General features: G+C 35.0%; 17 protein-coding genes. 2 read left to right on the top strand and 15 right to left on the bottom strand.

The genetic code is table 11. The features are described from left to right. Positions 1–11: 11 nt before the first annotated feature. From spoIIIAE to spoIIIAA, 5 genes are read right to left on the bottom strand one after another with little or no spacing between them, the layout of a single operon-like run. Positions 12–1,253, bottom strand: a complete 1,242-nt coding sequence (gene spoIIIAE, locus NSQ89_RS12550; protein WP_082810041.1) for a stage III sporulation protein AE — start codon at positions 1,251–1,253, stop codon at positions 12–14. 23 nt (positions 1,254–1,276) lie between these two features. Next, the gene (gene spoIIIAD / locus NSQ89_RS12555) at positions 1,277–1,672 is read right to left on the bottom strand and encodes a stage III sporulation protein AD (RefSeq protein ID WP_047941134.1); all 396 of its coding nucleotides are present in this window, start codon (positions 1,670–1,672) and stop codon (positions 1,277–1,279) included. Positions 1,673–1,680: 8 nt separating this feature from the next. Then, a complete protein-coding gene (gene spoIIIAC / locus NSQ89_RS12560; RefSeq protein WP_016204918.1) occupies positions 1,681–1,887 on the bottom strand; it encodes a stage III sporulation protein AC in 207 nt (68 codons plus the stop codon). 17 nt (positions 1,888–1,904) lie between these two features. Further along, positions 1,905–2,420, bottom strand: a complete 516-nt coding sequence (spoIIIAB, locus tag NSQ89_RS12565; RefSeq protein WP_047941135.1) for a stage III sporulation protein SpoIIIAB — start codon at positions 2,418–2,420, stop codon at positions 1,905–1,907. Next, positions 2,421–3,347, bottom strand: coding sequence for a stage III sporulation protein AA (gene spoIIIAA / locus NSQ89_RS12570; RefSeq protein WP_095258935.1), 927 nt, complete (start codon positions 3,345–3,347; stop codon positions 2,421–2,423). A gap of 228 nt (positions 3,348–3,575) precedes the next feature. On the opposite strand from spoIIIAA, the gene NSQ89_RS12575 reads away from it, so the two are divergent. Then, the gene (locus NSQ89_RS12575) at positions 3,576–4,961 is read left to right on the top strand and encodes an alkaline phosphatase (RefSeq protein WP_341132691.1); all 1,386 of its coding nucleotides are present in this window, start codon (positions 3,576–3,578) and stop codon (positions 4,959–4,961) included. Between the two features lie 67 nt (positions 4,962–5,028). After that, on the top strand, positions 5,029–5,745 hold the full coding sequence (locus NSQ89_RS12580; protein ID WP_341132692.1) for a M23 family metallopeptidase: 717 nt from the start codon (positions 5,029–5,031) through the stop codon (positions 5,743–5,745). A gap of 108 nt (positions 5,746–5,853) precedes the next feature. On the opposite strand, the gene NSQ89_RS12585 is transcribed toward NSQ89_RS12580, so the two are convergent. The 10 genes from NSQ89_RS12585 to NSQ89_RS12630 all read right to left on the bottom strand — a co-directional run bounded on the left by NSQ89_RS12585 (position 5,854) and on the right by NSQ89_RS12630 (position 19,731). Continuing rightward, on the bottom strand, positions 5,854–7,317 hold the full coding sequence (locus NSQ89_RS12585; protein ID WP_061798461.1) for a glycoside hydrolase family 1 protein: 1,464 nt from the start codon (positions 7,315–7,317) through the stop codon (positions 5,854–5,856). 39 nt (positions 7,318–7,356) lie between these two features. Further along, positions 7,357–9,663 (bottom strand): alpha-xylosidase, encoded by a 2,307-nt coding sequence (yicI, locus tag NSQ89_RS12590; protein WP_336044519.1) that lies wholly within the window; start codon positions 9,661–9,663, stop codon positions 7,357–7,359. Then, positions 9,650–10,564, bottom strand: coding sequence for an ROK family protein (locus tag NSQ89_RS12595; RefSeq protein WP_341132693.1), 915 nt, complete (start codon positions 10,562–10,564; stop codon positions 9,650–9,652). Before NSQ89_RS12595 ends, yicI begins: the two co-directional genes overlap by 14 nt. Before the next feature lie 130 nt (positions 10,565–10,694). Next, a complete protein-coding gene (locus NSQ89_RS12600) occupies positions 10,695–12,344 on the bottom strand; it encodes an ABC transporter substrate-binding protein (protein WP_341132694.1) in 1,650 nt (549 codons plus the stop codon). A gap of 45 nt (positions 12,345–12,389) precedes the next feature. Next, positions 12,390–13,304, bottom strand: coding sequence for a carbohydrate ABC transporter permease (locus NSQ89_RS12605; protein ID WP_047941144.1), 915 nt, complete (start codon positions 13,302–13,304; stop codon positions 12,390–12,392). A 10-nt stretch (positions 13,305–13,314) separates the two neighbouring features. Further along, complete coding sequence (locus tag NSQ89_RS12610; RefSeq protein ID WP_095258941.1) at positions 13,315–14,271, bottom strand: ABC transporter permease; 957 nt, start codon at positions 14,269–14,271, stop codon at positions 13,315–13,317. A 288-nt stretch (positions 14,272–14,559) separates the two neighbouring features. After that, complete coding sequence (locus tag NSQ89_RS12615) at positions 14,560–15,843, bottom strand: hypothetical protein (protein ID WP_341132695.1); 1,284 nt, start codon at positions 15,841–15,843, stop codon at positions 14,560–14,562. After that, positions 15,840–16,529, bottom strand: a complete 690-nt coding sequence (locus tag NSQ89_RS12620; protein ID WP_235844477.1) for a DUF624 domain-containing protein — start codon at positions 16,527–16,529, stop codon at positions 15,840–15,842. The genes NSQ89_RS12615 and NSQ89_RS12620 overlap by 4 nt, the downstream gene beginning before the upstream one ends. Further along, positions 16,498–17,952: a response regulator transcription factor gene (locus NSQ89_RS12625; protein WP_095320804.1), complete on the bottom strand. Its 1,455-nt coding sequence runs from the start codon at positions 17,950–17,952 to the stop codon at positions 16,498–16,500. The genes NSQ89_RS12620 and NSQ89_RS12625 overlap by 32 nt, the downstream gene beginning before the upstream one ends. Positions 17,953–17,964: 12 nt before the next feature. Beyond that, positions 17,965–19,731: a cache domain-containing sensor histidine kinase gene (locus NSQ89_RS12630; RefSeq protein ID WP_061798475.1), complete on the bottom strand. Its 1,767-nt coding sequence runs from the start codon at positions 19,729–19,731 to the stop codon at positions 17,965–17,967. Positions 19,732–19,823: the final 92 nt, after the last annotated feature.

Below are 19,823 nucleotides of genomic sequence, written 5' to 3' on the forward strand. Positions count from 1 at the left end.
TCGCCCCCTTTTTACCTAACCATCATCGTTAGATTACTAGCAACAATGATCACTGTAATGCTTAGAAAAAACATCAGGGATACAATCGCAAGTGCCGCAAAGACATAAATGACACTTTTACTAATAACATCCAAACATTTAATAACAGGCCCGCCGCCAATTGGCTGTAGAATCGCTGCTGCAAATTTATAGATAAAAGAAATCATTAAAATTTTTATGGCTGGAAAAGCTACGAGAAGAAGGAGAATAACTACTCCTGCGATTCCAACCGTGTTTTTTAATAATAACGAAGCATTAATGACTGTATCTGTTGCATCGGTAAACATTCGTCCAATCACCGGGATGAAATTACCAGTTACAAACTTAGCTGTTTTGATTGTAATTCCATCCGTGATTGCAGAAGATGCTCCTTGCACAGAAATTACTCCTAGGAAGATAGTTAAGAAAATCCCTAGAATCCCAATACTAATATTACGCAGCAAATTAGCTAGCTGAGTAACTTTATATTGTTCGGACAAACTGCTGACAACATGAAGCAGCGTTGATAAGAATAATAGAGGCAGCACAATATATTCAATTAACATACCGCTTGTATTCATCAAAAATAATATAACCGGATGGAAGAATGCAGCAGATATGGCACCGCCAGAGGCTGCCATAAGCGCCAGCAATAGCGGGACAAAGGCTAATATAAAATGGGTCATATTCGAAATAGCATCACTGGCATAAGTAATAGCGACATGGAAGCTATTTAATGCCAGAATAATTAAAACCATAAAGACAATCGCATATGCCACCTTACTGATGGAGCTTTTCTCAAATGAATTCTGAAGCATTTGAAGCATGACACTAAAAATAGTCAGTAGAATTAACGAACCTAATAATTTTCCATTTACAATAATCTCGTGGAAAGCAAATTGAAGCATTCCATGAAAGAACCCTTGTAAATCAAAGCTTTTATTCCCTGTCATAAAATCATATAGACTGCCTTTTTGACTTTCTGGGAGAAAACCACCATACTCTGTTTTAATGGAATCCCAAAAAGTTGTTAATTCATTGAGATCCAGAGATTCTAGTTGAGATTCAACTAATTTTGTCGGATCCATTCCTTCTTCCTTTATTTCTTCTGCTGTTTCTGCTTCTTGAGAGTCTGGTGATTCGTGAGGTGAGGCTTGTACAATCGGTTGATATAGAAAAAAGAGAGCTGCCATAACGAGTAGGACGACTTTCAGCTTTGTTTTCAATTTTTTCACCTCGAAATAAGCGGTTTCCTAAGTTAATTGGGAATCATATTTAAAATAGTTTCAACTAAGACGGTTAAGATCGGAACAGCCATTGCCAATATTAATATCTTCCCTGCTAGTTCAATCTTGGATGCGATCGATCCTTGTCCCGCATCTTTTGTAATTTGCACAGCAAATTCTGCAATATAGGCAATACCAATTATTTTTAGAATCGTTTCGACATAAACGGTATTTACTTTTGCATTCAATGCGATTCTTTCCACCATTTGGATGATTGCAGCTATTTGGTCTACAAGAAAAAGAAAGATGGCACAGCCGACAAAAACAACTAATAAAAAGGCGATATTTGGCTTTTGTTCTTTTACAACGAGTGCTAAAAATGTGGAAACAAGTGCAATTCCAACTATTTGAAGAATTTCAATGATGATATCCTCCTTTACCCTTGGAATAAAAATACTGCTTTGATTTTCTGGAATAGGTCATTTACAATATTCGCTACCATAAATAGAATGTAAATAAATCCAAATAATGTAACCCACTGTGCATATTCTTTTTTGCCGACTTGGTCGAGGATTGTGTGTAAAAAAGCAACAACGATTCCAACACCAGCGATTTTGAATATAATATCGACCTCTAAACCCATAAAAGTCTCCTCCTAAACTACATCAATAAAATGACAATCAGCAGACCCGAAAGAAATCCTAAGCTCCTTATCATTTTTTCATATTTCCCTTGTATTTCCCTTGCTTCCTCTTCTTCTCTTTCCAGATGGGTAAGTGTTAACATAATCTGCTTCTGCTGGGAAAAACGATCATGTCTTCCTAATGTTTCTCCAAATTGTTTCATAATTTCTAATTCTGAATCCTTCATCGCTGTTTTTTTCCAAATCTCATGCAAAGAGGCTGTCCATGCCTCTTTCACTGTTGTATCCTCTTTAAGCAGGCGTTCTGCAAAGCTCGCAAAAAAAGAACGTAATGGTTCACTTAATTGTTCAGCTAATCGTCTACTCGCTTCATGCAAGGGGGTATGTCCATACATAATCTCCGCCTCTAAAGATTGCAGAGCAGATTTTAATGCGCGAATTTGCTTTGGTCTTTGACTTAATAGCTTGGAAAATTCCATTCCACCCCAGCTTGTAGAAGCAAGGATCAAGATTGCACCAATTATTTTAATCATTTATTTCACCTTCATTTCATCCATCAATAACTGGCCTTGTCCATTTTTTATCGCTGTCACAGTCCCAGGACCTTTCCTTCTATTTAATTCAATATAACGTTCGAATATGCCCATTTTTATCATGCTAGAAAGCATTGGTCGTTTTTTTACTTCTTCCAAGCTTGAACCATGTGTAGTCATTATTAATTGAATACCTGCATTCACTGCTTCTAGTATTGCTTCTTCATCCTCTTTCCGACCAACCTCATCCACTATGAGGACGTCTGGACTCATGGAGCGAATCATCATCATCATTCCTTCTGCTTTTGGACAAGCATCCAGTACATCTACACGGGGACCAAATGTCATTTGTGGAATACCATCCAAGCATCCGGCAATTTCAGACCGCTCATCCACAATTCCTACTTTAGCTGGTTTTAACAAAGAATTTTCCGTATCAGAAGAAATTAATCTAGCAATATCCCTCAATAAAGTCGTTTTCCCGGTCTGTGGAGGGCCAATAATCATCGTATGACGCCATTTCCCTTTATCATATAAATAAGGAATAAATGGGTTAGCAATGCCAATTTGCTCCTTTGCAATTCGAATATTAAAAGATGCTACATCCCTTATTGCCTTAACTTTGCTATCTTGTAAAATGACCTTGCCTGCTAGTCCAATCCGATGTCCGCCTTGAATAGTGATATATCCTCTTTTCAATTCTTCTTCCATTGTATAGACCGAATACTGACTGATTTTATTCAATAATTGGTTCCCATCTTCTTTCGAAACAATAAATGGAAAAAAGATAGAACGTCCATTTATAAATACTTCTAAAGGTCTACCTATGCGAACTCGAATCTCTTCCATCCCTAATCTTTCTGATGGAGGGATTGTGAGAATATGATTTTCGATTGCTTTAGGCAAAAAAGAATAGATAGTATTCACAATAGTTCCTCCTTAATGAAATTTCCTAGTTTAAATTGGCTGCTTTGTAATGACATATATAGGATGACTTATTAAAATGTATGCTTGTCTTCTTTTTTTATGTCATCTCTTCATTAATTCAGTTTTTTTTCAGAAAAAAAGTGACATTTAGTTACAAGTGGTTAAAAATTTGTTTTTTTTCAAATGCTATATAGGATTAAAAGCAAAAAATAAAGGAGGGGAAAAGACTTGAAAAGACTACTTATCGCCTTTCTTTCCATTAGTTTAGGGTTCTTTCTTTCCATGCAAACAATGGTAGAAAAGCCTGCTTTTAGCAAGGAACAACAGAGAAAACCAAAAAATGTTATTTTGCTCATCGGTGATGGTATGGGCATTGGACAAATGGAGATTGCTCGATTATTTGAACATGGAGTAAATGGAAGACTTTTTCTAGAAACACTTCCCTATACTGCCATAGTTCATACTTCATCTAGCAATAATCGGGTAACAGACTCTGCTGCTGGAGGAACAGCCCTTGCAATAGGAAGGAAAACAAATAATGGAATGATAGGTATTACACCAGAAGGAAAAAATGTAGATAGTATTTTAGACAAATTTAAAAAGGATGGTAAAAAAACGGCCATCATCACGACAAATTCTGTTACAGATGCAACACCTGCCAGCTTTACCGCAAGCGTCAATAATAGATGGGCAGACCAGGAGGAAATTGCTAAACAACAATTGAATAATAAGGTGGATATTATCATGGGAGGAGGCAAAAAGTACTTTACTCATAAGGATAAACGAGGAATTGATCTTATCGGTGCTTATAAAAAAGCTGGATATGATTTTCTAACAACCGCTGAGGAATTAGAAAAAACGAATGCCCAAAAATGGCTTGGATTATTCGGTGATGCTCATTTGAATTTTCAACTTGATAGAAGTCATATCAAAACAACTGAACCAACATTGGAAGAAATGACGAAAAAGGCATTAGACGTGCTATCAAGTGAACAAAAAGGATTTTTTGCAATGATTGAAGGAGGTCGAATAGATCACGCCTCTCATGCTTCTGATATAACTGGTATATGGAAAGAAACAGTTGCATTTGATGAAGTGGTTAAGTACTGTGTGGAATGGGCGAATAAAAGAAACGATACATTGGTTGTTGTTGCAGCAGATCACGAAACAATGGGCATATCTGCTACAGAAGCGTTAGATATTAGTGGTTTAAAAAAGGTTTCAGCGTCCCCTCATTATATGGCTCAGCAATTAATAAAGAAAAAAACAAAAAATGGCTATACGACAAAAAGCATAAAGAAAGTTTTTAAAGACTATGCTGGAATAGACCTCAGGAAAGATGAGCTGCTTCAGCTGCAAATAAATCCGAAAGTAAATAACGGACAAGTATATCGAGAACAACAAATGGACTGGAAAATTGGCACTATTATCGCGAACCATTATCATGCAGGCATAGTACATCCACTCACCCAGCAGCTTAGTTCAACAGGCGGCCATACAAGCAATATGATTGTTGTATTTGCAGTTGGGACAGGAGCAGAAGAATTTCATGGTGTTTTAGATAACACCGATATCCCCAGAAAAATTGCTGCGATTATGGGATATGCCTTCTAAGAAATAAAAAGGGAAAGTCCAACCAATTATAACCACTTCGTCATATGCTATCATGAGGTGATATGATATGTTTTCTAAACCAACTTCCGTGACATATATATCAAACGAATTTCGTGCAACTGGTAAAAACATGCACTTTGGGATAGATTTTGCCCACAATGGCATCAATGCAATTAAAGCTTGTGCTGACGGGATTGTCAGCAGATCCTATTACTCGGCAAGTTACGGAGAATGCATTATGATTCTTCATAAAATATCTGGACAAGAATATGAAACAGTGTATGCGCATTTGAAAAGAGGATCTCGAAAAGTGAAGGTTGGCGATTATGTAAAAAAAGGACAAGTTATTGGCATTATGGGAAGTACAGGAGAATCAACAGGTCAGCATTTGCACTTTGAATTACACATTGGTCGTTGGAATATCAATAAATCTAACGCAGTTAATCCATTACCATATTTTGAATTAGATTCTAATACAATCCCTTCACATAATATAGAATATATTGTGAAAAAAGGGGATACCCTGTATCAAATTAGCAGAAAATTTAAGACAACGATTAAAGTTCTACGTGCTTTTAACCAGATAGAAAACCAAGATATCATCAAAGTCGGACAAAAAATCAAAATACCTTCCCAAAAGGCTGTCTATTATGTGGTCAAAAAAGGAGATACAGTCAGCCGAATAGCAAAAAATTTTCATACAAGTGCAGGAAAAATAAAGGAATGGAATCAATTGAAAAATGTAGACAAAATTTACCCTGGCCAAAAACTAAGAGTAGGATAAATTATATTTATCCTACTCTTAGACTGTAGACAAACTCTTATTTTTTGGAAATAAAAGACTGAGTTGGGTTTATTTATTAACTTCTTTGAAACAGGGTGTTGCTTTCCGCTATTTAATCGACACACCATTTTCTAAAATAAGCTGTTTATACCAATAATAGCTTTCTTTCGGTATCCTTCTTAAATCCTTTTCTTCATGCTCCGTTCTATTTACATAAACAAAACCGTAACGTTTTTTATATCCATTCAACCAACTTAACAGATCAGTAAAAGACCATGCGCAATATCCGATAATGTCCACTCCATCTGTTATTGCTTTTTTCATTTCTAATATATGATTCTTTAAATAATCAATACGGTAATAATCCTTTATTTGTCCATTCTCAGCAATTGTATCAATAGCACCTAAGCCATTTTCTGTAATAAAAATTGGTAAATCATATCTTGCTTGAACTCTTCTTAATGCTATTCGAAAACCAATTGGATCTATTTCCCATCCCCAATCTGTCTTTTGCAAATATGGATTTTCGACTGCATTAAACATCGGAATCTCTGGAGTAACTGCTTGACCGCTTTTAGGCTGCATTAAATATGGATCAGTTCCTAAAAATTCTTTTTCACAATCCTTGTCAGAAAGCTCCAATCGATTCTGCTGTGCTGTGCCACCATGGTAATAATTAATACCTAAAAAGTCTGGTTTAGCAGATTTTAATAAAATTTCATCTTCTTCCAAAACCGTGGGAGCAATTCCAAGTCTCGCTAGTTGTTTCCTCACAAACCTTGGATAAGTCCCTTTACAATATACATCTAGCCACCAATCATTGTTAAAGGACTCGCCATTTTCTGCTGCCAATACATTAGCTGGATCTGCATTTAAAGGGTACATCGGTCCATATCCAAAACTTGGTCCGATCTTTCCATTCGGCACTAATTCATGAAATAACTTAATTGCTTCCGCATTTGCAAGATTAATAATATGATTGGCTTCATACATTCTTTTTAAATCGGTAACTCCAGGTGGATGTATGGCCCATCGGTAACCAAGTGTGGTGAAAACATTTTGTTCATTCATGGATACCCAATAAGTAACCTTTTTTCCCAATCTACGATATAACACTTCACAATATTTTTTAAAAGCTTTAATTGTTTCTCGAGACTCCCAGCCATTAAAGCGATCCTGTAATGATTGTGGTAAATCCCAGTGATAAAGAGTGATAACCGGCTCAATTTTATTAGCCAATAACTCATCTACTAATCTTTCATAAAATAATAAGCCTGCTTCATTCACACGACCGTCACCATCTGGAATTACTCTGCTCCAAGAAACGCTAAAGCGATATGCCCTTAAACCCATTTCTGCCATCAATCTCACATCATCCTTATATAAATGATAATGATCGACGGCTACATCTCCAGTTGTTCCTTCATATGTTTTTCCTTTTATTTTGGAGAAAGTATCCCAGATAGAAGGCCCTTTCCCATCAACATTCCAAGCACCTTCAATTTGGTACGCAGCTGATGCAGCACCCCATAGAAAATCGGCTGGAAAGTCATCTAGTTGTTTATGGTACATAACTTCTGTCCCTTCCTTTTCCTTAACCCTTCTACTCGTTTAGCCAAGTGTCCATTTTTGTTTGGATGAAACAATCCGGGTGGAATTATTCTCTACTTTCACTTCTGGAGCTGGAGGAATATCCGTTACTCCATGTAAAATAATTTCATATTTATTTATGCCAGTAACCTCTATTTCATACTGCCCGTGCTTTTTCGATAACATGACATTCGCTTGTTTTTCTCCATCTTTGCTATATATCGCAGCTGAAAGGAGTTGGTTTTCATGTAAATCATATACGTGAATCTTCGGCTTTTCCGTATAATCATATACTGCATGTTCCCTGCAGCTTCCTTCGATAATAATGCTATTTGGGCGGACCAATAACGGCAGCGTAAAATAATCATACGATTGCTCATACCAATGACCACCCTCATATAATTCTCCTGTTAAATAATTGGTCCAAACTCCTTTTGTCTCTGGTACATAAAAATTAACTTTGCCGTCTTCTCTAAAAATTGGTGCTACTAATAGATGATCTCCGAGCATGTATTGACGATCTAAAGTATGAGTAGAAATATCATGTGGGAACTCTAAAACCATTGGTCTCATCATAGGTATCCCTTTTTCTGCAGTATATACAGATTGAGCAATTAAATATGGCATTAAACTCAGTTTCAATTTTGTAAAGGTGCGTGTAACCTCCACTGCCTCTTCTCCATACATCCAAGGCACTTTATACTCCCAGCTTCCGTGATAGCGGCTATGGGAAGATAATAGGCCAAACTGCGTCCATCTTTTATAAATATCTGGCGTTGCTCCTGCCTCAAATCCTGAGATATCATGACTCCAATAACCAAAACCGCCAAGGCCAAAAGATAACCCTGCCCGAAGTGTTTCAGCCATTGATGGATAATCAGAAGTACTATCCCCACCCCAATGTACTGGAAACTTTTGCGAACCAACGGATGCAGACCTGGCAAAGACTACGGCTTCTTCTTTGCCGCGCACCTCTACTAAAAGGTTATAAACTACTTCGTTATACAAATAGGCATAGTAATTATGCATTCTTTCCGGATCAGATCCGTCATAATAAACGCAATCTATTGGAATACGTTCGCCAAAATCTGTTTTAAAAGAGTCGACTCCCATATCAAGCAAAGAGGTTAACTGGGACTGATACCACTTTACTGCTGCAGGATTAGTAAAATCCACAATTGCCATTCCTGCTTGCCACTTATCCCATTGCCAAATATCACCATTAGCTTTTGTTAAGAAGTAGCCTTTTTCCATTCCTTCATCAAATAAAGGTGACTTTTGGCCAATATACGGATTAATCCAAACACAGATTTTTAATCCTTTTGCTTTTAACCTCGCTAACATCTTTTCAGGTTCTGGAAAGATATCTTGATCCCAAGTAAAATTGCACCATTCATATTCTTTCATCCATAAACAATCAAAATGAAAAACTTCTAAAGGAATATCATGCTCTGCCATTCCATCTACAAAAGAAGTAACTGTTTTTTCATCATAATCTGTTAAAAAGGAAGTACTTAACCAAAGACCAAAGGACCATGCGGGCGGCATTGATGGTTTCCCTGTCAAGTCAGTATAATTTTCTAATACTTGCTTTAGATTTCCGCCCCCAATTACATAATATTCCATCATTTCACCAGGTACGCTAAATTGCACCTTCGACACCTTTTCACTTCCAATTTCAAAACTAGCTTTCCCTGGAGTATTCACAAATACACCATACCCATTGCTGCTTACATAGAATGGAATATTTTTATATGCCTGTTCCGTACCAGTCCCTCCGTCTGCATTCCAAATATCGACTGTTTGCCCGTTTTTCACAAAATTAGTAAACCGTTCTCCTAAGCCATAAATGTTTTCTCCTACACCAATAGACAATTGTTCACTGATATGGGAATCTCCCTGTGGATCTTTAATATATCCTTTACTTCTTGGATTGCTTTCTGTAAGGATTCGTCCCTTATATTTAAAAGTAATCGTAAAGGTTTCTCCCTTTGTCACAACGGCACTTAAATCCCCAGCAACAAAAGAATATGCAGATTCCGATTCTGAAATATCTGGAACAATTTCTTTTTTATTGATCACAAAACACGGCTCAAGTTTTTTTGTTCCTTTATAATGGTACATTCTGACACCGATTATATCTGGATGTGGAGTGAATAGTTCAATGGTCATCATCCCGCCATCTAATGTTGACCCTTTATGATTTATATAGGAAAAAGGAGCATATAAAGTTAAGATATTTTTTGATTGTCTTGTCGAATACACATGTGTAGCATAATTCACTTCAAAACCGTCTTTAACTAACCATCCGCCGTTAAGAAATTTCATTTCTTTCACACTCCCCTTGCTTTAAATGGTTTTCTACTAAAATATAAGCCCCCCATAAACCCGAATCATTATAATGCTTACAAATTTCAACAGGTATCATGAAATCTTGCCAGTAAGGTATGGAGTTTAATGCCTCGTTTATATAAGGATATAGTGCAGGATTTTGACTTATGCCGCCACCAATTAGAACCTTCTCGGGATTGAAAATAACGACAGAATTAAATATCGCTACCGCAACGTACTTACTCCACTCTCTAATTATCGCTTCTACCTTGTAATCATTTATTAGAGAAAATATTTCTTCACCAGTTATTTCCACTTCAGGCGGAAGTCTATATTTTTCTTTATAAAGGCTGATAAGTGCACTTGTGGATGCTAACTCATGAAGTGTTTTATTCGGAAATCTCCCATAATCTGTTAGCATCATACCTAATTCACCAGCTCGATAAGAGTGACCCTTCATTGTTTGATTCTGATAGTAAATCGCACCGCCTACTCCCGTCCCAAGTGTTAAGAGAATAAAATCATTATTATCAATTGCTGCACCATTATACTTTTCTGCTATAGCGGCGCAATTCGCATCATTTTCTATATAGATTGGACAATCCATTGTTAATCTTCTCTTTACTTCATTTACTATATTTACTCCATTTATAGAAGTAATTGCGCCTGCAAGAATAGGAACTCCATTTACTGTATCAATAAACCCTGGAAAGCTTATACCTATTCCTTTAATAGATGCTAACAGGCTCAATTCTTCTATTTTTGCAGCCAAACTAGATAGAAAACTATCTTTGTCAAACTTATCTGTTTTGAATTTTCCTTTTTGAACAATGTGAGAGTCTTCGATCAATCCATATTTCACATATGTTCCACCTACATCAAAACTTATGACAGCCATTACCAATCTCCCCTTAAAGGGATGAAACATTTGAAAGATAGGAAAAACTATTCTGCTTTGTTCCAACAGAGTCGTTTAAAGAAGAAATAGTTTTTATTTCCTCAGATGTTTCACCCATAAAAGTAAATCTTTAATTCTCCCATAACTTCATGCGATCTTTTACTAATCCAGTCATATCCGAACTAGCTTTATCAATCCCCATCTCTTTTAATTTTGTTTGCATTTCTGACCATTTCTGTTCAAACTCACTTGGAGGGGAAATGATAATATCAGTAATTGCTTGTGTTGTGTAGTCGTCTGCCTTTTGTTGAATCACTGTCAAATCACTGCTTGCTGGAATAGCTATTTCAAAAGCACGACCGTGCTTTGTCTGTCCTAATTCATCTGGGGATGGGAATAAGTCTGCCCACACTTCATGACCATAACTACTTATAACCTCTTTTTCTTCCTCAGTGTAATTCGACATGGCTAATTCTTTCGTATCAGACCTTGATATTGGTTGCCCAGTGGAATCAACTGCTCCTGTTCCCCATTGTGGAAACGGGTAAATATAGTTCCCGACTCCTGTTTTAAGGGAATAATTAGGATCTGTTTGCGATTCTTTAATATCGGTAGCAACACGTTTTCCATCCTTGATTTCATAGTTTTCTCCTTCAATCCCCCAGTTAACTAAGATTTGTGCTTCTTCTGACGCCATCCAGTCTAAAAATTCAAAAGCCTTTTCTTGTTGTTTACTTGTAGAGGAAATGGAAACACCAATCGTACCTGTATATCCATAGTCTTTTGTATCTGGCTGTAAAATACCTTCTTCCAATGTCACAGGAAGTGGTGCGTAAGTTCTCCACGACTGGCCGTCTGCTTTAAGGGCCGCAATTCCATCATTTATATCCCAGTTTTGATCCGCTAAACCTATGACACGACCCGAAGATATTTTTGCGATATATGTGTCATATTTTTGAGTAAAACTCTCTGGATCTACTAATCCTTCATCATACATATGGTTGAGCCATTTAAAGTACTCTTTTACTTTCTCATCTTGGAATTTATATCTTGTCTCGCCTGTACTTTCATCCACCAGCCATTGCCCATCATCCTGATATCCAGATGCATATCCTGCTGGGTTTCCTACTGTAATGAGCCATCTCCAGTCACTACCTAATAAAGATAAGCCAATCGTATCTTGTCCATTGATTTGCGGATACTTTTCTTTATAAGCTTTTAAAGCATTCTCGTAATCTTCTAAAGTTTTAATCTCTGGATAGCCTAATTCTTTTAATACTTCTAATTGTATTTTAAATGTTCCGCTAGGATTTAATACTGTATTCGTCATGCCGCCTGTACCCACATGGTAAATCTGCGGATCTTCTGTATTGTTCTTTAGGCGGACTAGTTGATCACCATACAGAGCTTTCAAATTTTCCCCCTTGTCTTCAATCAGTTCATCTAATGGGATAACAGCTCCAGCATCAATTAATTTATTAAGATCGCCTTTGCCAAAAATTAAGTCAGGATAATCGCCGCTTGCAATCATTAAAGGAACTGCTTGTGTATCGCCACCAACCGGATGAGAAATTTCTAACTTTACCCCTGTTTTTTTGGTAATTTCTTTAGCAACCGGATTATCAAATTTGTCATCCTTCGTTAAATCCGCACTAAAAAACGTTAGGGTTGTAATGTCTCCATCTTGCTCTTTTTCTGAATCAACAGCATTATTACAAGCTGCAAGTAACAGACTTGCCGATAACACTGAACCTGCCATTATGATTTTCTTCCATTTCATTAAAAATCCCTCCTAATAATAAGCAAAATAGGCTAACCTAGCTGATTAATTTTTCACTGCTCCTAATGTTAATCCTGAAACAAAATATTTTTGCAGAAATGGATATACTAGCAATATAGGTACAGTAGCAATAATAGTGATTGCCATCTTAATAGATTCTGGAGTAGTTTTTCCTGCATTTAATTGCTCCATAGCTGAATTACTGACATTTCCCGTTGATTGTGCACTAGCATTGTCTAAAATCTTCATTAATTCATATTGTAGTGTTGTTAGATTAACATTCCCCCTCGCATATAAATAGGTATCGAACCAGCTATTCCATTGACCAACAGCGATAAAAAGAGCTATTGTAGCAATCGCTGGAATGCATAACGGCATAATAATCTTGTAAAATATAACAAAATCATTTGCTCCGTCTATTTTTGCTGATTCTTCCAGTGCATCTGGTAAACTATCAATAAAGGATCTTATAACGATTACATTAAAAGCACTTAGTAATGCTGGAATAATATAGACAGCAAAACTGTTAATCAATCCTAAATTGCGAATTAAAATATATCCAGGGATTAGCCCGCCGCTGACATACATCGTAACAATCAGCAATGTTGTAAGATGTTTTCGAAAGATGAAGTCTTTTCGGCTAATGACATAAGCCATGACACATGTACATAAGACTCCTGCAATAGTACCAATGACTGTTCTTAAAACAGAATTGGTAAAGGCTAACAGCAGTTGATCATTATTGCTGAAGATTTCTATATAGTTTGCAAAAGTAAATTCCCTTGGCAAAATGTGCAATCCACCTTTAGCTGTATCCACTGAATCATTTAATGAAATAGCTAGAACATTTAAAAATGGATAGAGTGTGGCGATAATGATGATGATCATTATTGATCCAATGACTACATCAAAGCCAGTAGGTCGATTTATGCTCTTTTTCTTCCTGAATAAATTTGTCATATTAGCCTCCTTACATAAGTCCGCCATTCCCTGATTTTTTGGCAATATTATTAAATATAAAGATAAGAATAATACTAACGACTGATTTAAAAATTCCTATTGCTGTACCATAGGAATATCTAAACATACCAATACCGTAATCAAGAGCATACTTGTCCAGTACAAGCGCTTTATCTGCTACGATATTATTCCCAAGCAGCATTTGTTTTTCAAATCCGATATTAATAAGGTTGCCAATACTCAAAATTAATAGTATAAGGATAATAGGTTTGATAGATGGAAGTGTAATGTGGATCATTTGTTTAAACCGACTTGCTCCATCTACCCAAGCTGCTTCATACATTTCTTTATCGATACTCACCATTGCTGCGAGATAAATAATTGCATTCCATCCCATTTCTTTCCAAACGTCAGAGAATGTGACAATATACCAAAACTTATTGGGATCACTCATAAATTGTATTGGGGTATCAATAATATGGAGGGACAATAATAATTCATTCAATGCTCCATTAGTTGAAAGCATGGTAGTTACAATGTTTGCTACAATTACCCACGATACAAAATGCGGAAGGTATGATACGGTCTGTGTAAATTTCTTAAATCTTGTGAACCGGAGCTCATTTAATAAGAGAGCCAGAGCAATTGAACTTGCGGTTCCAAAAACAATCCCTAATCCACCCATTCCCAAAGTATTAATTAATGCCCGATAAAACAATTCGTCCTCAAACAGTGCTTTAAAGTGCTTAAGTCCAACCCATGGAGATCCTAGAACTCCTAATGCAGGCTTATAATCTTGAAAAGCCATTATCCATCCAAAAAGAGGTACATAACAAAATACGATAAGCCAAATTACCAAGGGTAGTGCCATCATGATAAGTACTTTTTGATCTTTCAGCTTTTTCCAGGTGATCTTTTTCTCCTTTTGGGGCTTTTTTTCTTGCTTAACAAGAGGTGCTATCTCCATCTCTCCCCACTCCCTAACTAAAGTAACTTCTTTATAGATAAAGTATAATTGGTTACGCTTTCATTTTTAATAGTAATTCTTAGTGTAGTAAGTAGTAAAAAATAGTGTTTTGAAAGCGTTTAATCTATTGATATACTTTCAAACAGTAATAAACCAAAAGTGCTCATGATTGAATGAGCACTTTGATAACAGGCAAATTTCTCTTCTAGAAGTACTACTTCAAATTTGCCTCTTGGATATATTTCTAAGCTGCCCTATATAAAGGAATTCAGCCATCTAATTATTCGATTAATCAAATTCATTTACTTGCTTAAGCCTCGTTACTAATTGGTCTTTTTTGATAACAAAATCAATATTGCCATTTTCTTTAATAGCGAACATACTATCATTAGTTTTCAATGGATAAAATTCTAGTTTTCGACTATGTTCGCTTCCGTCAGATGTAAAATCGTACGTCATTTTCAAATAAGGGTTATTTTCTAATGCCTCTCCTTTATATTCCTCATTTGCAGATAGTACAGCAATATATTGATATAAATTTCGAAAGTCTGCTTCGTCTATATTTCTATTATTTAATTGAAAGGAAGAAATAATTTTATCTGACTTACTATTAAGTCGATGGAAAGCAGTAATCTGCTCTGATTGTTTGCCTTCAATTGTCCACTTGTTCAAAGCATCTGCCATAATAAGGCACAGAAACTTATCGATAATAGAAAAAGGGTGATTTACTAAATTTTCAATTTGCCCTTTTGGAACGAAAAAAAGCTTTTTTTCTTTATTAACGGTCGCATAGTATTGATTATTTTCATCCTTTAGCAATTGTAAAGTATATTCCTTACCCTCTTCTTGAATAATAATCTCCTTCCAATTGGTCAGCTTACTTTGATCGATTTCTTTTAATGGATCTGATACTTTTAAATGTGTAAGTGTAGACAAGATTTCATCCATTTTTTTGTATTCCACTGAATAATCGTGTGAATAATAGTCATGAAGAAACCATCCACTTATAAAGGGTGCTTTTTCGACCGATGAATAAGTAGTTTGTTTACTCAAGGAATAGTGAGCTTGCTTTCCTCGAAATTCAATCTTTTTTATCTGATCTGCTTCTAGTGGAAATGCCTTCCTTTCTGAAAAAATTATCGGTGAGTAGAATTTCACAAGGTTTGGAACATAAGAAAGCTGATAAGTTTGGTTTTGTCTCACTAAATAATATTGATTTTTCTTTTTATATAACTTCATTTGTGATTGATCTGCTGCCACCTCGATTAATAAATCCATTTCCTTCTGCTCTTTCACTTTATCTCCTCTCATACTTGATAAAGCTAGAACAAATTGATTTGCCATATCATCTTGGAAAGTCTGTTCCTTTACAGTCCAATAACTTCCTTCTTTGCTTAGTTTTATCGAACTGTCCTGTTGTTTAATACGCAGCTCACTTGCCTGCTCGATGTTTTTTAAGCTTATGCTGCTTTTTATAGGCGAAGCATGTTCTTTTTCTTGATTGCAGCTTGCCATCAGAAACATTACTAGAGGGATAAAAATATATAGATAGTTTTTTGGACTGTTTTTCATTTTTTTAACTCCTTCTCTAGCCGATACAGCACCGGATTTGTATAATACATTAAAATAAAGCCGAACAGGCTAAAAGCAAATAAAAAGGATACAGCGGGGACATAGTAAAAAAAGACAACTAGAATAACAGAAGTGGATAAGTGTAAGAATGCTTTTCCTGGAAATCGCAACAATATAAACGGTCCTGCTTTTAATAATGTTTTCATATTACTTTCAAATCTGCTTAATACACTAAGACCAATACTTGTGGTGATAAAGACAATTGCTAAAAGAATAGCAACTACACAAGCCAGTATTAAATTATTTTTTTGTAGCATATAAAAAAAATCAACAAATAAGATTAAAAGGATGGTTAACTGTATAAACCAATAAATAAAACTGAGTTTAAAATTTGTTTTATAATCCATGAAAAAATCTTTTACCGGAGTGATACTTCCTTCTCTTAACAATCGGCCGTTAGTGGAGAAAAGGGCAGTGAGACTTGCTCCCATAGGAAGAAGCGATATATAAAACAGCATAATATTTTCTAGGGAAAATGGAAAAAGCAATAAAGCAGTAAAGAATAATATGTTACTGAATACAAAACATAGATTCAAAAGAAAGAAAGTGGATATGTAATTTAGAGTTTGATAAAGCTTCCTACTATTCATCGCTTCACCCATTACCTTGTAATTTTCGGTATTCATTTGGTGACATGCCACAATGTCGCTTAAACTTTTTATAAAAATAGTCCAAATTAGCATAACCTGTTCTTTCTGCAATCTCATAAATCATTAAATTAGAATCTTTTAGTAGTTGTTTTGCTTTGCCCATCCGTATTTCATCTAGATATTGAGAGTAGCTTTTTCCAGTTTCTTTTTTGAATTTTTTGCCGATGTAAGCGTTGTTATAATTAAAGTGCTCTGATATAATTTTAAGATTTAAATCTTCCTTGTAGTGTTTTTGTGTATATCTTTCTATTTCTTGGATAGTATTAATTCTATTAAAGCTTTCATTCACAATTTGCTGCAACACTCGATAACTATTTTCCATTTCCTTCATTAACTGTTCCATCGTTCTACTTCTTGCGATACTCTTTTCAGCAGTATTTACCACTTCCTGCAAGCGCTCTCTATCTGTTGGATTAATAGTATCTATCACGTTATTTACAACACTTTGGAACTCCTTACTGACATTCCATTTGATTTCATTTTCATGTAGTGAATGATAACGGAAGTTTTCCTTATATTTAAAAAGAGAATTTGCAAGATCTCCCTCATACAAAATATCCTTTAACAGCTGCTCTGTTATATTTCCTGTAAAATGAGTTTTGGCTTGTAAACTTTTTATTCTTTCATTTGAAATAAGACCTAAGTTAGCATAAGAAAAGGTAATATCTTTTAACTTTCTTATCTCTTTATATAGCTGTTTCAAATGGCTGCTTTTATTTTGCCATGAAGACTGAAGTATAACTTCCCCTTCTTGACTAGCTATAGACAGCAGTTCCCTTTCCAAGGTATTTAAATCAAAATCATCTAAAATTAGTGTCAATATATACGTATAATCATCGTGTGTTAATAAATAACAAAGAACGTTTTTATTCTCCCTTATTCTTGTCTGAAATTCCCTTGCTATGGATTGGTTTGAAAAACGTATTAAACAAGCCAACCTATATTCTTGTGTACAGGGTGTAAAATCCCCTTCAAAAATATTTTTCCTTAGAACATTGTAGATATCATTATTCGTCTCTTTCTGTTTATCTACTTTTTTTCGTATCCCTAACAATATATCTGTTAATTCATCTTCATCTATTGGTTTTAACAAATAAGATACTGTTCCTAAGCGAATGGCTTTTTGAGCGTAAGTAAATTCTGAATATCCTGATAGAATAATAGAATAAAAAGTTTCTCCTCTTTTTTGGGCAGTCTGTATCATTTCTAACCCGTCCATCTCAGGCATTCGTATATCTGTTATTACTAAATCAGGATGGTATTCTTTAATTAGTTTTATTCCTTCTTTCCCATTTTGGGCAGAACCAACAATTTCAAATCCATATTCCTGCCAATCAATAATATAAGGCAGCCCCTCTCTAATTACCGGCTCGTCATCAACAATTAGTACTTTTTTCATTATTTACGCCCCCTATGCTTTTATTGGGATGGTAACTTTTACAATCGTTCCCTTCCCTTCTGTACTAGTTATTGTTAGTCCGTATTTTTTTCCATACATTCTTTTTATTCTTTCATTCACATTATTCAAGCCAATACGGTTTCCTATTTTCTCTTTATGTAATATTTGTTGAATTTCGATTAATTTTTCTTTCGGTATGCCTTTGCCATCATCTTGAATAAAAATATGAATAGCTTCTTCCATTTGCACAATATTTATTAGAATAAGCCCACTTTCTACTTTTTCTTCAATCCCATGCACAAATGCATTTTCAACAATAGGCTGCAAGATAAGGGGAAGAATATGATATTGTGCTGTATTTACATCTGATGTAATTTCATATCTTATTCTATTTCCGAAGCGAAGCTGCTGAATTCGCAGATATAGCAGTAAAAAATCAATTTCCTCACTTAATTTCACATATTTCTGCTGATTATTTTCAAGGGATCTTCTTAAAAGTTTGCTTAAAATTTTTACACTTTCTGATACTTCTTTATCCTTATTCTTTAATGCTCTCATCCTTATCATTTCTAATGTATTATAAAGAAAATGTGGATTAATTTGGCTCGCCAATAATTTAAATTCCGATTCCTTCTGCTGCAGCTGCCAGTTTTTTTCTTGTAATTGATGCTGATAATTTTTATGTAATAATTCTCTTAAGCTTTCCATTGTTGTATAGAGCTGATTATAGATATCTCTTATTTCATCATTGCCATCAATCGTTATCGGAATATCAAAATCACCGTTTGCCACTTTATGCATAGAATCTTTTAATTGTAATATCCTTCTATCCATGGAACTCGTATATCTTTTAATAACAAATAATACTAGTAACATAACAAGACCGATAATTGTATAGCTCTTTATCATTATTTTATTTACTTCGTTCAATATTTCTTGATTATTCATTACTGTCACTACTTGAAAATGATTCGTAATGGACTTAGGCAAATCTAACATCTGCCCATAAAATATAAATGGTTTTGTGTCTTTCATTTCAATGGAATAAGTATCCCCAACATTTATTGGATGATTTTTCATTTTGTTTTGCAATTGTTTTGTTAAGTATTTTTTTGGTGTATGGTTCGTATATTGAAAATTCGTTAGCTTTTTGTCTAATAGTAATGCGTTATCAATTGTTGCTGAATTTAATATATCCATTAACAATAACTCATCTACATAAATGGCAAGAACACCAAGAAACTGATTTTCCAAGTTATATACGCTTCTGACTAATGCCAAAAAAGGTTTCTCTGTTACTGGATCTACTAAATTGTACCAATAAATCTTTCCTTTTCCCTGTAGAGCCATTTCATACCACTCCGTCTCTTTTATTTGTTCATCTGCAAAAACGAAGTTCGAATTGGTCATAAATGATTTATTATCTACAAAAAATCGAATATTGGCTAAATTACTATGATACCTAAGAAAATAATCAAATAAAGTGAATTCATTATACCCTTCAATCATTTCCTTAGGATTGGCATACCTTTTTGTTACTAGCTCTTCCAAGCCTTCATCCTGATATATCCAATCTGATATTTGGATAATGGAAGTGAAATTATCTTCTAACCCCTTCCTTACTCTTTCGGTTTCAACCAGTATATCTCTTTCTCGAGACTCGATCATATCCTGCCTTATATTTATTGTTAAATAAATACCTACAATAAATATTGGGATAACTACACTTAAGAACATTAGCATCAATCTTTTTTTTATAGGTATAAATTTACTATGCATCTTTTATCGCCTCTTTACTTAGACAACACTATTTTTTAGGAGAAGACGATATCCATGTCTTATTCGTTATTGGACTGCACATCACAACTTAT

Origin of the sequence: Niallia sp. FSL R7-0648, from assembly GCF_038007005.1 — a bacterium.
In the GTDB taxonomy this organism is placed as follows: domain Bacteria; phylum Bacillota; class Bacilli; order Bacillales; family Cytobacillaceae; genus Niallia; species Niallia circulans.

What these genes read in the sequence shown, in the direction of transcription:
- spoIIIAC (WP_016204918.1), bottom strand. Translation starts at nt 1,887, where the DNA reads ATGGGTTTAGAGGTCGATATTATATTCAAAATCGCTGGTGTTGGAATC.
- spoIIIAB (WP_047941135.1), bottom strand. Translation starts at nt 2,420, where the DNA reads ATGATTAAAATAATTGGTGCAATCTTGATCCTTGCTTCTACAAGCTGG.
- NSQ89_RS12580 (WP_341132692.1), top strand. Translation starts at nt 5,029, where the DNA reads ATGTTTTCTAAACCAACTTCCGTGACATATATATCAAACGAATTTCGT.
- NSQ89_RS12585 (WP_061798461.1), bottom strand. Translation starts at nt 7,317, where the DNA reads ATGTACCATAAACAACTAGATGACTTTCCAGCCGATTTTCTATGGGGT.
- yicI (WP_336044519.1), bottom strand. Translation starts at nt 9,663, where the DNA reads ATGAAATTTCTTAACGGCGGATGGTTAGTTAAAGACGGTTTTGAAGTG.
- NSQ89_RS12595 (WP_341132693.1), bottom strand. Translation starts at nt 10,564, where the DNA reads ATGGCTGTCATAAGTTTTGATGTAGGTGGAACATATGTGAAATATGGA.
- NSQ89_RS12600 (WP_341132694.1), bottom strand. Translation starts at nt 12,344, where the DNA reads ATGAAATGGAAGAAAATCATAATGGCAGGTTCAGTGTTATCGGCAAGT.
- NSQ89_RS12605 (WP_047941144.1), bottom strand. Translation starts at nt 13,304, where the DNA reads ATGACAAATTTATTCAGGAAGAAAAAGAGCATAAATCGACCTACTGGC.
- NSQ89_RS12610 (WP_095258941.1), bottom strand. Translation starts at nt 14,271, where the DNA reads ATGGAGATAGCACCTCTTGTTAAGCAAGAAAAAAAGCCCCAAAAGGAG.
- NSQ89_RS12615 (WP_341132695.1), bottom strand. Translation starts at nt 15,843, where the DNA reads ATGAAAAACAGTCCAAAAAACTATCTATATATTTTTATCCCTCTAGTA.
- NSQ89_RS12620 (WP_235844477.1), bottom strand. Translation starts at nt 16,529, where the DNA reads ATGAATACCGAAAATTACAAGGTAATGGGTGAAGCGATGAATAGTAGG.
- NSQ89_RS12625 (WP_095320804.1), bottom strand. Translation starts at nt 17,952, where the DNA reads ATGAAAAAAGTACTAATTGTTGATGACGAGCCGGTAATTAGAGAGGGG.
- NSQ89_RS12630 (WP_061798475.1), bottom strand. Translation starts at nt 19,731, where the DNA reads ATGCATAGTAAATTTATACCTATAAAAAAAAGATTGATGCTAATGTTC.